At 69.9% G+C, this 14,419-nt stretch carries 7 protein-coding genes; 1 reads left to right on the top strand and 6 read right to left on the bottom strand.

Annotation, left to right across the window (positions count from 1 at the left end; translation table 11 throughout):
• From O7625_RS27275 to O7625_RS27250, 6 genes are read right to left on the bottom strand one after another with little or no spacing between them, the layout of a single operon-like run.
• The gene (locus O7625_RS27275; RefSeq protein ID WP_282342669.1) at positions 1 to 906 is read right to left on the bottom strand and encodes a 3-hydroxyacyl-CoA dehydrogenase NAD-binding domain-containing protein; all 906 of its coding nucleotides are present in this window, start codon (positions 904 to 906) and stop codon (positions 1 to 3) included.
• A 3-nt stretch (positions 907 to 909) separates the two neighbouring features.
• On the bottom strand, positions 910 to 2,109 hold the full coding sequence (locus O7625_RS27270; RefSeq protein WP_091606468.1) for a hypothetical protein: 1,200 nt from the start codon (positions 2,107 to 2,109) through the stop codon (positions 910 to 912).
• Between the two features lie 40 nt (positions 2,110 to 2,149).
• Complete coding sequence (locus O7625_RS27265) at positions 2,150 to 3,304, bottom strand: acyl-CoA dehydrogenase family protein (RefSeq protein ID WP_282342668.1); 1,155 nt, start codon at positions 3,302 to 3,304, stop codon at positions 2,150 to 2,152.
• A complete protein-coding gene (locus O7625_RS27260; protein WP_282342667.1) occupies positions 3,289 to 4,572 on the bottom strand; it encodes an acyltransferase domain-containing protein in 1,284 nt (427 codons plus the stop codon). The genes O7625_RS27265 and O7625_RS27260 overlap by 16 nt, the downstream gene beginning before the upstream one ends.
• 29 nt (positions 4,573 to 4,601) lie before the next feature.
• Positions 4,602 to 4,796 carry an MbtH family NRPS accessory protein gene (locus O7625_RS27255; protein ID WP_091606459.1) on the bottom strand — a complete coding sequence of 65 codons (195 nt, stop codon included), beginning with the start codon at positions 4,794 to 4,796 and terminating at the stop codon, positions 4,602 to 4,604.
• Positions 4,797 to 4,812: 16 nt separating this feature from the next.
• A complete protein-coding gene (locus O7625_RS27250; RefSeq protein ID WP_282342666.1) occupies positions 4,813 to 6,642 on the bottom strand; it encodes a non-ribosomal peptide synthetase in 1,830 nt (609 codons plus the stop codon).
• Positions 6,643 to 6,770: 128 nt separating this feature from the next.
• Here O7625_RS27250 and O7625_RS27245 point away from each other — a divergent pair, with 128 nt between their 5' ends.
• On the top strand, positions 6,771 to 14,417 hold the full coding sequence (locus tag O7625_RS27245) for a non-ribosomal peptide synthetase (protein ID WP_282342665.1): 7,647 nt from the start codon (positions 6,771 to 6,773) through the stop codon (positions 14,415 to 14,417).
• The last annotated feature ends 2 nt before the right edge of the window (positions 14,418 to 14,419 follow it).

The raw sequence follows: 14,419 nt of genomic DNA, 5'->3' as shown, positions 1-14,419 counted from the left end.
TTAGTTCCTCTCCGGAACGGTTGTGGGGTCCGTGGTGCGGTAGTCGAAGAGGCCCTGCCCGGTCTTGCGGCCCAGGTGACCGGCGTCGACGAGCTTCCGCAGCAGCAGGCTCGGGCGGTACTTGGGTTCGTTGAAGTTCTCCAGGAGGACGTCGAGCGAATAGAGCACGGTGTCCAGGCCGATGAGGTCGGCGGTGGCCAGTGGTCCCATGCGGTGCCCGAAGCACTGGACGAAGAGCCGGTCGATCTCGGCCGCCGGTGCCACGCCCTCCTGCAACAGGCAGATGGCCTCGTTGACCATCAGCATCATGGCGCGATTCGTGACGAAGCCGGGCGAGTCCTCGACCACCGCAGTGTCCTTGCCGAGCCGGGAGATCAGGTCACGGGTGAAGGCGATGGTCTCGGGCGAGGTGTGGAAACCGCGGATGACCTCGACCAGCGGCTTGAGCGGCACCGGATTCATGAAGTGGGTGCCGACGACCCGGTCGGCCCGCTCGGTCAGCCCGGCGATGCGGGTGATCGGGATCGCGGACGTGTTGACCCCGAAGACCGCGGCGGGCTTGCACATCTCGTCCAGCTCTCGGTACATCCGCTGCTTGAGCGAAAAGTTCTCGGTGATGTTCTCGACCACGAAGTCGGCGTCGGCCACGTCAGCGAGCTCGGTGCTGAACGTGATCGCCGCCAGCGTTGCGCCCGGTGTGCTCTCCGGCGTACCACCGACCATGCCGAAGAGCCGCACGTTACGCGCTATCTCTTCGGCCGCTCGGTCGAGAGCGGGTTTGCCGATGTCCACCAGGGTCACGTGGTGGCCGCCGGCGGCGAAGGCGTGCGAGACGCCGATCCCCATGGTTCCCGCCCCGATGACGGCGATGTTCTCTCGCACGGGTAATCCCCTGTCAGTTGTCATGACTTATCGGCCGTCAGGCGCGGCGAGCAACTCGGCGACCCGGGCGGGCCAGCCGGCCGGGTCGAGTCCGTGCTGGCACACGACGGCATAGGCCAGCCGCTCCAGGCCGAATCCGGCACACGCGGAGTGCGCGACCTCCCCGTCGGACATGTGGATGCCGAAGGCCGATCCGAAGGTGCGCTCGTGGAGGTTGAACGACCCGACCGCGATGTCCCGGCTGCCGCCGACGTCGAGCCGCAGCTCGTACTTGAGCTCGAGCAGACGCTGCGAGGTGGCGCGGGCGGCCACGTCGAGATCGCCGAAGAACGGATCGCTCGCCACCTCGCACCGGCCGCTGAGGCCGAGATCCTCGGTGAGACCCAGAATGCGGTCGAGGAGGCGCTGCCGGCCGGCTGTCACATGGTCGCGGTCGCCCAGGAAGACGATCTCCCGGATGGTGAAGTCCCAGAGCCGCTCCAGACCGCTGTGGTACTTCTCCTCGTGGCGGAACGACTTGCCGCGGGCGGTCACCACGCCGGCGTCCTCCGGCAGCGTTCCGTCGGCGTGCTGGTGGAAGGTGTGATAGCACATGGTCGGAGGGAGGCAGTAGTCCACGCCGGCGCACCGGTCGAGCACATCGGGCACCATCGCTCCGCCGGTGCTGGTGTCCGTAACGAAGTCGCGGTAGACGTCTCGATCGCTGTGCAGGCGGCTGACGAACATCAGGTACTGCGGGAAGGACGTCAGGTAGCCGCAGCGGTGCATCACGGATGCCGGGATCAGCGTCGGGTAACGCTGTTCGCGCGCGCGGAACTCGTCCACGACGATGTCGCGAATCGTGTCGTCGAGGGCGTCCATCAGGTGCAGCATCTGTGGGCCCAGCGCCACCTGGCCCTGGCCGGAAGGCGACGCCTCCCCGTCGGCCATGAGCCGGTCGAAGGTCCCGTCCGGGACGGGACGCTCGGCCGGGGAGGACCAGATGACCTTCGGTGGACGGGTCAGCTGGCTCAGGACATCGTCGTTCAGTACAGCGTTGACCTTGCGCCGGACCTGGTCGACGTCTCCCTGGTCGGCCACCGTCAGGTCGACGGCGGTGACCTCATCGCCGTTCCGGACGAAGCGGAAGTTGAGGATGTCAGCGGTGGCGAAGAAGATCCGGCGGCCGAACTCCTCGGCGGAAACAGACGACAGCGGCTGTTCCATGGCGATGGTGAGGGTGGTCAAGAGATGCCTCCTCGGGCATGACAGGTCGCGAGCTGGCTGTTCATGCGGGCAGGCCGATCAGCGAAGCGATGATGTTGCGCTGGATCTCCGAGGTGCCGCCGTAGACCGTGCCGGCCAGCGCGTCGCGTACTTCACGTTCGATCGGCTGGTCCTCGACATAGCCTCGGGCGCCATGGATCTGCAGGGCTGCCAGAGCGGAATCGACGAGACCTTCGCTGGCGTACAGCTTGAGCATCGCCGCCTCCAGCATCGCCATCCGGCCCTCCCGCTTGAGCCAGCCGACCTTGTACAGCAGCAGGCGGGCCAGCTCCAGACGGACTCGCATGTCAGCGATGGGATGTGAGACGCCCTGGAAAGCGGCGATCGGTCGGCCGAACTGCCGGCGCGCACTGGCATGCGCCACGGACCGCTCCATGACCCGCTGGAGGGCGCCGACCTGGGCGGCGAACATGAAGCCGCGCTCGTACTCCATCGCCGACGTGAAGAGCCGGTATCCGCCACCGGCAGCGCCGAGCAGGTAGTCCTCCGGGATCACGCAATCCTCGAACCTGACCTCGCCCATCGGGGTCCCGCGCAGACCGGCCTTACCGATCTCGCGGACGACCCGGACGCCCGGCGTCGACGCCGGGACGATGAAGGCCGACAGCCGCTCCTGCGGCGCCGCATCGGGTTCGGTAACGGCGAAGACCACGAACAGATCGGCCACCGGTGCGTTGCTGATGAAACACTTGGTTCCGGTGAGGAGGTACTGACCGTTCTCCTCGACGGCCCTGGTGGTCACCGACAGGGCGTCAGAGCCCACGTCCGGCTCGGTGAGCGCGTGTGCGCCGATCGTCGAGCCGTCGATCAGGCCCGGCAGGAACTGCTTGCGCTGCTGCGGGGTGCCGTGCTCAGCGATGTACACGGCGCAGGCCCAGACGTGGTTGTTGATCGCGAAGACCAGACCATTGTCGGCGCATCCGTAGGCGAGCGCCTCGAAGGCGACGACGCAGCTGAGTGGATCCAGTCCGGCGCCTCCGTACTCGGCCGGGAAGGGCCAGCCCAACACCCCGAACCGGGCACACTCGTCCCACCCCGCACGGTCGAACCGTGCCTCGCGGTCGTTCGCACCGGCCTGCTCGCCCAGGCGTGCCTGCGCGAATTCGATGATCTCGGTGCGCAGCCGGCGTTGGTCCTCGTTCAGCGCGAAGTCCATGATTTTCCCCTCTCGGCGTCCGCCGGCCCGGATCCGGCCGCGGTGGGTTCCCAGGCGCCGTTCGCCCAGGCGTGTGCCAGCACCCGGGCCATCGCGGCCACCTCGCCATGGTCGTTGCCGCGGCTGGTCAGGGTGGCGACGACCGGTGGTGTCCCCGGGCCGCGGGGACGCGCGGGGTGCTGGTTGGCGAGCGAGGTGAGCATCTGCCCGGCACCGACCTCGACCGCCAGCACGCGCGGCATCCCCCACATGCGCGCCAGGTTGCCGGCGAACTGGACCGGCTGGCAGAGGTGCCGGGCCCAGTAGCCGGGCGAGCAGGCTTCCTCGTCGGTCAGCCAGTCACCGGTGACGTTGGAGAGCACCGGGATGCTCGGCGGCGTGAGGGGAATGTTCTCCAGCAGACGCTCCAGCGGCCGGGCGACCGGATCCATCAGCGGGGAGTGGAAGGCGTGCCGGGCCGGCGCCGGAAGAGTGGCGACACCCGCAGAGGTCAGCCGTTCCGCCAGCCGGGCGACGGCCGAGGGCGTCCCTGACACCTGACACAGCCCGGCGCCGTTCACTGCGGCGAGCCACAGGTCGTCTCCGAGATGCTCGGCCAGGTCGCCCGGATCCAGCATCACGACCAGCATGGCGCCGGTTGGTACCTCCTCGATCAACGCCGCTCGGCGCGTGACCAGGGTCAGTGCGTCCCGGATGTCCAGCACTCCGGCCACGCAGGCCGCAACGTACTCCCCGATGCTGTATCCGACCAGCGCGGCGGGTCGGACGCCCCAATGCAGCAGGAGCCGCGCGAGGCAGTACTCCAGGGCGAAGACCAGCGGTTGCGCGAGGCTGGTCCGGCTGAGAGGACCGCCGGCATCCCGCTGGAGGAGCTCCCGCAGGGACCACCCGGTCGGGCCCGACTCGTCGGTGAGCAGCAGCTCGCGCAGATCCTGATCGAGAAGGGGGCGGAGCATCTCGCTGACCCGGTCGAGCTCGGCCCGATAAGCGGGTACGGCGTGATAAAGGTCGCGGCTGAGACCGGGACGCTGGTCGCCCACGCCGGGGAACATCAGCACCACCGAAGCAGGCGGGACGGGCCGGCCACGGGCGACGAGCCACGAATCCCCGCCGTCGAGCAGTTCGGTGCAATGTGCCGCATCGCGTCCGAGCGCCACGACACGATCCTCGTCCGGCGCACCGGGTCGTCGCCGCAGGAGCCAGCCCTCGGCGGCCACGGTGCTGGGGCCCGTGGCTTCTGGCGATGGGATGTTCGTCGTGTCGGTCATTCGGGATTCCCCTTCGCGCGCCGGGTCGGTTATCCGTCCATGCTTCGGCGCAGCGACAGCGGGCGCATGTCCGACCACACCTCGTCGATGTGGCTGAGGCAGTCATCCTTGGTGCCGGTCGTGCCGTCGGGCTGCCAGCCGTCCGGAGGGGTCCGGTGCAGCGGCCAGATGGAGTACTGCTCCTCGTCGTTGATCACGACCTGGAACTGCTCCGTGGTGCTCATCTCGTTGTCCTTCCGGTCAGCTGCGCGCCATGCGCAGCACGTCCTCGTCACTCAGGGCGGCGACCTGGCGCTCGACCAGCTCCTCGATACGGGCGGCCACCGCCTCCACCGTCGGATGCTCGAAGAGCAGGTTCATCGGGATGTCGGTGCCGAAGGTGCGGATCATCTGGCTGGTGGTCCGGATGGCCAGCAGGGAGTGCCCGCCGAGAGCGAAGAAGTTGTCGGTGGCGCCTACCCGCGGGGCACCCAGCATGTCCTCCCAGATCCGGGCCACCACCTTTTCCGGTGGTGTCCGGGGGGCCACGTGCTCGTCCTGCTCGACCGCCGCAGGCGTCGGCAGTGCCTGCCGGTCGAGCTTGCCGCTGGGCAGTCGGGGCAGGTGGTCGAGCAGTTCGATGGCCGACGGCACGGCATATCCCGGAAGGGTCGCGGCGGCATGCTCGCGCAGCCGGGCGGCCGTCAGGCCAGGCTGGTCGACCACCAGGAACAACGCGATACGGGCGTCGCCGGACGGCCCGCGCCAGGTGGTCGCGGCGGCATCGGACACTCCGTCGCATCCCCGCATCACGGCCTCGATCTCGCCCAGCTCGATCCGTACCCCGCGGATCTTGACTTGCCGGTCCTGACGGTCGAGATAGTGGAGCCGGCCGGCACGGTCACGGCGGCCGCGGTCGCCGGTGCGGTACACCCGTTCGCCGGGCCGCCACGGATGAGGCAGGAAGGCTGCCGCCGTGCGCCCGGGCGCGTGGAGGTAACCGCGGGCCAGGCCGATTCCGCCGATGTAGAGGTCGCCCGCTTCGTCGTCCGGGACAGCCTGCATGCGGTCGTCGAGGACCAGGACCTCGTTGCGGTCGATCGGACGGCCGATGCTGACCGAGGCGACCGGCCCGGAGCGGTCCTCAGGCGTGCAGGTATGACAGGTCGAGTCGATCGAGACCTCGGTGGCGCCCCAGGTGTTGTCGAGGGTCACCGTGTCCCCGAAGCGGGCCAGGAACCGCTCGGCCAGCCGGGCGGGCAGCGCCTCGCCGCTGGACAGCACGCTGCGGAGTCGGTGCAACCGGTGGACATCGGCGTCGGTCAGCTCGTCGAGGACCAGCTCCAGCATCGACGGTACGAAGTTCAGGTGTACCGCCTCGTACCTGATCGCCGCGTCGATGATCGCGCGAGGGTCACGGTGCGCGCCCGGCGCCAGCATCGCGGTCCGGCCACCGGCGGCCAGTGGCCAGAACAGCTCCACCGCGGCGTCGTCGAAGGTCAACGTCGTCTTGTGCAGAACCGTCTCGGCGGGACTCAGCGGGTGGTGCCGCTGCATCCAGTCCATCCGGTTCGTCCAGCCCCGGTGCGTGCAGGCCACCCCCTTCGGGTGCCCCGTCGAGCCGGACGTGTAGTAGACGGCGCAGAGGCCGTCCGGGTGGACGTCCGGCAGTGCGGGTCCCGGGGTGGGCCCGGCGACGCTGAACGGCAGGACGACGGCGACCGACCGGAGCGCCTCGGCCGTGCTGGCGATCTCGCCGGGCCCGGCCAGACAGATCCGGGCCCGCGCGTCGACGACCAGTTGCCGGGTCCTGGCCGGTGGGGTGCCGGGCTCGATCGGCAGGTAGGCCGCGCCGGCGCGGAGGATCCCGAGCAGCGCCGTCACCATGGCCGCCGACCGGTCCGGCACGATCGCCACCACGTCGTCCGTACGGGTTCCCCCGGCGACGAGGGCGCCGGCGATCCGATCCGCTCCCGAGACGAGGTCGCGGTAGGTGAGGGCGGTGTTCCCGTCGATCACGGCGATCGCATCCGGCGTCCGGTCACTCTGCGCCACGACGGCCGAGTGCAGGATGGCCCTTGGCTTGGTCATGCCGGCGACGTTGCCCGGTCGACCTATCGAGGCCCTGTTCGATCCCTGTCGGCGCCGGATGCCGCTCCGGTCCCGGGGGGATAGGGCGCCGATAGACCGTGGATAGCCGGCCTCGGGATGGTGCGGCCATGCGAGCGAACCCCCATGACACGGTCGACAGTCTGTTTCGAGCCCAGGTCGCGGCCACGCCGCGGGAACCGGCCATCACCGCGGACGGTGTGACGTTGTCGTACACGGACCTCGACGCACGGGCTTCGGCGGTCGCCGCGGCCCTGCGCCGGCGGGGGTTCGGGCCGGAGACCCCGATCGGTCTGTGCGCCGAGCGGAGTGTGGCGATGATGGCCGGCCTGCTGGGCATCATCCGGGCCGGCTGCGCGTACGTGCCGCTGGACCCGGACTATCCGGTCGACCGGCTGGCGTTCATGCTGACCGACACCGCGGCGCCGGTGGTCCTCACCCACGACGGTCTGATGAACGGTAACGGCGCCGGCGTACCGGTGCTCGACATCGACTCGCTTCCGCCGGGCGAGGCACCCCCGTCGCCCGCCGATCCGGACAACTTGGTCTACGTCATCTACACCTCGGGATCGACCGGCCGCCCGAAAGGGGTGCTGGTCCCCCACCGCGGGGTCGTCAACCGGCTGTTGTGGCACCAGCGCGTGCGACCCATCGGCCCCGGCACCACGATCCTGCAGAAGACACCGATCAGCTTCGACGTGTCCGCCTGGGAGTTGTTCTGGCCGCTGGTGAGCGGTGCCCGGTTGGTCCTTGCCCGGCCCGGCGGACACCGCGATCCGGCCTATCTGGCGCAGATCATCGCAGCCGAGAGAGTGGACATCGTCCATTTCGTACCGTCCATGCTCGCCCAGTTCGTCACCGAGCCCGCCGTGGCGAATCTCGACTGCGTCAGCGATGTCTTCTGCACCGGCGAGGCACTGCCGCCCGATCTGGCCGACCGGGCCGCCAAGCTGATGTCGGCGCAGGTGCACAACATGTACGGGCCGACCGAGACCTCGATCGAGGTGTCGGCGCACACCTGGCAGCCGGGCAGTGACGGGACGAGCGTTCCGATCGGTGACCCGATCGACAACGTGACCTGGTACGTGCTGGACGACAACTTCGAACCGGTGCCGGCCGGTACAGAGGGTGAGCTGTACATCGGCGGCGTCGCCGTCACCCGCGGGTATCACCGCCGGGCCGACCTGACCGCCGACCGGTTCCTGCCCGACCCGTTCGCGGGCGGCGGGCACCGGATGTACTGCACCGGTGACGTGGTCCGCGCGCTGCCGGGCGGGCAGTTGGACTATCTGGGTCGCGTCGATCACCAGGTGAAGATCAATGGAAACCGGATCGAGCTGGGGGAGATCTCCGCCGTACTGCGCGGTCACCCTGCGGTGGCCGATGCCGTCGTGGTGACGCACAGCGAGAACCAGCACACCCGCCTGGTGGCCTACGTCGTCGGTACGGGTGACCGTCCCCTGCCCGGTCGCGACGAGCTGGAGTCGTGGTTGTCCCGCGACCTCCCGGCCTACATGCTGCCGGCGATGTACCTGCCGCTGGCGCACATTCCATTGACCACCAGCGGCAAGGTCGATCGGGCGGCCCTGCCCGTACCCATGCTGACCCGCGCCGACCTGCGATCGCCGTACTCACCCCCGGAGAACCCGACGCAGCGGACCCTGACCGCGGTCTGGAGCGAGGTGCTCGGCCTGGCCGAGCTCGGCATCGACGACGACTTCTTCGCACTGGGTGGCGACTCGATCTCCGCGCTGCAGATCATCGTCCGCACCCGGGATGCCGGGCTGCAGACGACTGCCGCGCAGATCCTCGGTCTGCGGACCGTCCGCCGGCTTGCCGACGAGGTCGTTCCGACCAAGGGTGCCCCGGCGGTCGCCGGTCACGTCGAGGACCCGGCGCTGGCCGAGCTACGCAACCGCGCCGACATCGCCGACGCGTACCCGCTCACCTCGATGCAGGCCGGCATGCTCTTCCACAGCGAGCTGTCCGAGGACAGCGGGGACTATCACCAGCAGACGGTGATCGACGCCGTTGCGCCCGTCGACGACGAGGCGCTGACCGCGGCCCTCCAGGACCTGGTCGACACGCACCCGGTGCTGCGGAGCCGGGTCCAGCTCGAGGGGGTCGCCGACCCGACCCAGGTGGTGCTGCGGCGGTTCGCGCTTCCGGTCCGGAAGATCGACTGGCGAGACCGCCCGGACGCCGAACGCCCGGCTCTCTTCGCCGCGTTCCTCCGGGAGGACCGGTTAGCGTCGTTCGATCTCGTCTCGGCGCCACCTGTGCGCGCCACTCTCATCGACTTCGGAGCCCACACCCGGCTGGTCCTCAGCCACCATCACCTGATCCTGGACGCCTGGAGCCTCGCCACGCTGACCGAGCAACTCGGCGTCGCATACGCTGCTCGGCGTGCCGGGCGCCGCGCGGAGATCCACGGCGTTCCGTACCGGCGTCTCACCGACTGGCTCCGCGCTCAGGATCGCGGACCCACCGAGGACTTCTGGCGCGCGTACCTGGCCGGCCTGACCGAGCCGACGGCCTGGGAGGTGCACGGTTCGGGCCACGACACCGCCACGGACGGGACGATCGGCGAGGTCACCATGGACGTCGACGGCCCGCTGCTGGCCCGACTGCGTGCGGCCTCCCGGAACGCGGGGTTGACCGCCAGCACGCTGGCGCACGGGTTCTGGGCGCTGCTGCTGGCGGTCTACAGCGGACAGGACGAGGTGGTGTTCGGGTCGACGGTGGCGGGGCGACCGGCCGACCTGCCCGCGGTGGAGGACATGGTCGGCCTGTTCATCAACACCATTCCGGTACGTGCCTGCTACCACGGGAGCGACACCCTGGCTGGCTGGCTGAACGACCTGCAGACCGACCTGGTGCGGATGCGCGATCACGCGCACGCGGCGCTGCCGGACATCCAGGCGGTGAGCGACATGCCGAGGGGCACGCCGTTGTTCGACACCATCGTCATCGCCCAGAACCAGCCGGGCACCGGTCCGGCCGCGCACGCTGCGGGTCTGCGCCTGGCCGAGACGTACGAGCGCACCGGCTATCCGCTGATCCTGATGGTGGAGGAGCAGCCGGACCGGATCCGCTTCCTCCTTCGCCACCAGTTGCGCGCCGTGCAGCCCGAGACCGCGCGACGCATCGCCGACCACCTGCGTACGGTGGCCGAAGCGTTCGCCGAGGAACCCGGCCGGCTGCTCCGCGACACCTCCGTGCTGAGCCGGGCCGAACACGACCGTCTGCTGAGCATCAACGACACCGTGGTGCCCGGCCCCGACGATGCCACCATCGAGGGCCTGTTCGAGGAACAGGTCCGCCGCACGCCGAACGCCGCTGCGCTGCTCTGGGGCGAGCAGACGATGACGTACCGGGAGCTGAACGCCAGGGCGAACCGGCTGGCCCGTCACCTGAAGGGCATCGGTGTCGGTCCGGAGAGCCTGGTCGGCGTGATCGTCGAGCGCAGCCCCGAGCTGCTGGTCACCCTGCTCTCGGTGCTGAAGGCGCAAGCCGCGTACGTGCCCCTGGCGCCGGACAACCCGGCCGCGCGGGTCCGCACCATCATGGCCGACGCCGGGCTGTCCCATGTGGTGTCCCAGGACCAGTACCAGACCTTGCTGACCGACCCACCTGGACAGGTATGCCTGCTCGACCGCGACGCCGAGCTGATAGCTGAGCAGGACGACACCGACCCGCCCGGGGCCCGGCACGCCGACCAGCTCGCCTACGTCATCTACACCTCGGGCTCGACGGGACGACCCAAGGGGGTGGCCTGCCACCATCGCGGCCTCGTCAACTACTTGCGGTTCTGCGCCGATCGGTACACGGGCGGGCGCGACGGCGGCACGGCTCTCTTCTCATCCGTCGGATTCGACATGATCGTGCCGAACCTCTACACCCCACTGCTGCTCGGCCGACCGGTCCGCCTGCTGCCGGAAGGGCTCGACCCGGCGCAACTGGCCGCGGAACTGGTGCGCGGTGGCCCGTACAGCTTCCTCAAGATGACCCCGGGTCACCTGGAGCTGCTCACCCAGCAACTCACCGCCGCGGAGGCGGCTGGACTGGCGGGGGTACTCGCCGTCGGTGCGGACGCGTTTCCGTCTTCCGCGTTGCGCCGCTGGCGGAGCCTCGCTCCGGACAGTGACATCCTCAACGAGTACGGTCCGACCGAGGCGTCCGTGGCGAACTCGGTGTACACGCCGGTGGGTGATCCAGTCGATCGGGATCTGCTGCCGATCGGTAGTCCGATCCCGCACACGACGATGTACGTACTCGACCGAAATCTGGCCCCGGCGCCGGTCGGTGTGCCGGGGGAGATCTACATCGGCGGCGTCTGCCCGGCCCGGGGTTACCTGCACCAACCCGGCTTGACCGCGGAGCGTTTCCTGCCCGATCCCTACACCGGTCGCCCCGGCATGCGGATGTACCGCACCGGCGACCGGGGCTACCAGCTGCCCGACGGCAACGTGCAGTTCCAGCGCCGACTCGACGACCAGGTGAAGATCCGCGGGTACCGGGTCGAGACCGGCGAGATCGAACAGCATCTGGCCACCCATCCCGGCGTCGAGCGGGCGATCGTGTTGGCCCGGTCGGATCAGCAGAATCGCCGCCAGCTGGTCGCCTACGTCGTCGGTAGCGGTACCGGTACCGACGACGCAGGCGGCGTGCCCGGCGCGGGTGAACTGCGCGAGTTTCTCGGCCGGCTCCTGCCCGGCTACCTGATCCCTTCGCTGTTCGTGGCGATCGACGCGGTGCCGCTGGACGCCAACGGCAAGGTCGAGCGTCGGGCGTTGCCCGCCCCGGACCTCGTCGCGGAACCCGCCGACCGGGGATACGACGCCCCTCGCGACGAGGTGGAGGTGCGGGTCGCGGCCATCTGGGCCGCAGCACTGGGCCTCGATCGGGTCGGTGTCCACGACAACTACTTCGAACTCGGCGGCGACTCCATCCTGACGATCCAGATCATGGCCGCGGCCCGCGCGGAGGGCCTGGAGATCACGCCGAGGCTCATCTTCCGGTATCCGACGGTGGCCACCCTCGCGGCGCACACCGAGCCGGTGGCGACCGCCTCGGACGCGGCCGGGGCGGAGGCCGGCGACATCGGCGGCACCCTGCCACCGACGCCGATGCAAGCCTGGTTCCTGAATTGCGACCTGGCCGACGCACACCACTACAACCAGTCCGTCCTGCTGGAGACCGAGATCGAGGACCCGACGGTGATAGCCGAAGCGCTGCGCGCCGTCGTGAACAGGCACCCGGCGCTGCGGGCGCGCTTCACCCGGACCGATGCGGGCTGGCAGCAGCACATCGAGCCACCCGGGGATGCCGACCTGTTGATCCACGAGTTGATCGCCGACGACGAGGAACTCTCGGCCGTCGCGGACCGGGTGCAGGCAAGCCTCGATCTGACCCGCGGACCCTTGCTACGCGCAGCGCTCGTCACGCGCCGGGACCTGCCGGCCAACCTGATCGTCGTCGTCCATCACCTCGCGGTCGACACGGTTTCCTGGCGGTTCCTGGTCGAAGACCTGGCGGCGGCGTGTGACACCGACGGGCAGGACGCTGCCCTGCCGGCCACGGAGGTGCACCCCGGCGTGTGGGCCGCAGCGCTCAAGCGGCGCGCTGACGACCCGACGGTGCTGGCTCTGTGTGACCGGCTCACCGTGCCGACCGGGACCGCGCTGCCCGGCGACCCGGACGCGGGCTCCGACCTCGTCGGCGCCGCCAGCACCGTGCGCGCCGAGCTCGGCGTGAAGGACACCCGGCTGCTGCTGAGCGGCGCCCCCGCCGCCCGGCACGTGCAGGTCGAGGACGTGCTGCTGACCGCCCTCGCCCGGGCCCTGCGGGACTGGGCCGGTGGCTCGGTGCGGGTGGACGTCGAGCGGCACGGCCGCGACCATCCCCTGCCCGGCATCGACATCTCCCGTACGGTCGGCTGGTTCACCTCGGTGGTGCCGTTCGCACCGTCGATCGACGGCGATGACCTCGGCGCCGCACTCGACACCGTCAAGGAACATCTCCGCTCGATGCCCCACGGCGGCTTCGACCATGCCCTCCTGCGTCACCTCAGTACCAGCCCGCAGGCGGATCGGTTGCGCGCCGAGCAGGACGCCGAGGTGGTGTTCAACTATCACGGCCGGGTGACACCGCCGTCCGCCACCGGTCCGCTGCGCATGCTGGCACCGGTGTGCGGCGCCGACCGTGCACCCGGGCAGCGCCGTACCCATCCGATCGAGATCGAGGCCGAGATCCGCGAGGACCGGCTCCTGGTCGATTGGACCTACCCTCCGGAGCGGCTGGCGGAGTCGAGCGTGGTGACGGTGGCCGAGCGGTTCCTCGACCACGTCAACGAACTGGTGCGGTACTGCGTCGCACACCCCGGCGGGCACACTTCCTCCGACTTCCCGCTCGCCCGCCTGACCGACGACGAAGTCCGCCTCATCACCTCCGGGCCCGGAGTCGTCGAGGACGTCTATCCGCTCACCACCACCCAGGCCGGCATGCTGTTCCAGACTCTTCTGCGCCCGGACGAGGGCGTCTACATCGACCAGCAGAACCTCCGGCTGACCGGTGCGGTGGACCTGGCTCTGTTCGAGCGGGCCTGGCGCGAGGCCGCGGGCCGGCACGCAATCCTGCGGACCACCGTGGACTGGCAGAGCGGGCAGGAACCGGTTCAGGTCGTCTGGCGGGAACCGGAACTGTTCATCCGTACGGTGGACGATGCGGCCGGAGTCGCGGTCGCCGAGCGGAGTACGGGCATGACCCTCGACCGGGTGCTCTGGAAACTGGTGCTGAGCCGTTCGGAGGACGCCGTCACCGGCATCCTCACCTATCACCATCTGCTGCTCGACGGATGGAGTGTCGATCTGCTCCTGCGCGACGTGATGGCGGTCTACACGGCGTTGCTGGAGGGACGACCGGCCCGCCTGGAGCCCGCGACGGCCTTCCGGCAGTACGTCGGCTGGCTCGGGACGTTGGATGCCGTCGAATCGGGCCGGTACTGGGCCACCCAGCTGCACGATGTCACTGAGCCCACTCCGATGCCGGTTCCGGCACCGCAGGCGGAGCGCCGGGGGAGCGACTACGTGACGCTCAGCCTCACCGACGAGCAGACGCGGACCGTCCGGGCATACGCGCGCGGACACGGGCTCACCCTGGCCAGTGTGGCCACTGCCGCCTGGGCGACAGCGCTCGGTCACCTGACCGATCGCGACGACGTGCTCTTCGGCTGCACCGTCTCCGGGCGCACCGCCGCATTTCCGGGGGCCGACCGGGTCGTCGGGCCGATGCTCAACACGTTGCCCGTCCGGGTGCGCCTCGACGCCGGAATGGCGGTGCCCGCCTGGCTCGACGACGTCCAGGCGCAGATGGTGCGTATGCAGGAGCACGAGAACTCGCCCCTCAGCGAGGTCCAGGAGTGCACCGGGGTCCCGCGCGGGGTGCCGCTGTTCCACAGCATCGTGGTGACCGAGACGCTGTCGCCGACGGTCTGCACCGGCCGGGCCACGCTCACCGTGGCCGGCGCAGTGGAGAGCACTGAGTATCCGCTGGTCGTCAACGTGGTTGACGCTGATCGGCTGCGGTTGGAGCTGCTCTACGACCGCCGCTGGTACGACGCCCCAGCCGCTGCGACCGTTGCGCACACCTTCCTCGAGGTGCTGCGCGCCCTGTGCGCCGGCGACGCCGAGACCCTCGGCGAGATCATGGTCGGGTCGATGCCCATGCCGATGTCCATCGCCAACGGGCAGGGGTGACC

The sequence above is a fragment of the Micromonospora sp. WMMD714 genome (genome assembly GCF_029581315.1).
Classification (GTDB): Bacteria; Actinomycetota; Actinomycetes; order Mycobacteriales; family Micromonosporaceae; genus Micromonospora; species Micromonospora rifamycinica.
The sequence above is the reverse complement of the archived record's forward strand: the minus strand, read 5'-3'. Positions and strand labels throughout refer to the sequence as shown.

Bases quoted from the DNA above. Each gene is read 5' to 3' on its own strand.
- O7625_RS27275 (WP_282342669.1), bottom strand. From the start codon at position 906: ATGACAACTGACAGGGGATTACCCGTGCGAGAGAACATCGCCGTCATC.
- O7625_RS27265 (WP_282342668.1), bottom strand. From the start codon at position 3,304: ATGGACTTCGCGCTGAACGAGGACCAACGCCGGCTGCGCACCGAGATC.
- O7625_RS27260 (WP_282342667.1), bottom strand. From the start codon at position 4,572: ATGACCGACACGACGAACATCCCATCGCCAGAAGCCACGGGCCCCAGC.
- O7625_RS27255 (WP_091606459.1), bottom strand. From the start codon at position 4,796: ATGAGCACCACGGAGCAGTTCCAGGTCGTGATCAACGACGAGGAGCAG.
- O7625_RS27250 (WP_282342666.1), bottom strand. From the start codon at position 6,642: ATGACCAAGCCAAGGGCCATCCTGCACTCGGCCGTCGTGGCGCAGAGT.
- O7625_RS27245 (WP_282342665.1), top strand. From the start codon at position 6,771: ATGCGAGCGAACCCCCATGACACGGTCGACAGTCTGTTTCGAGCCCAG.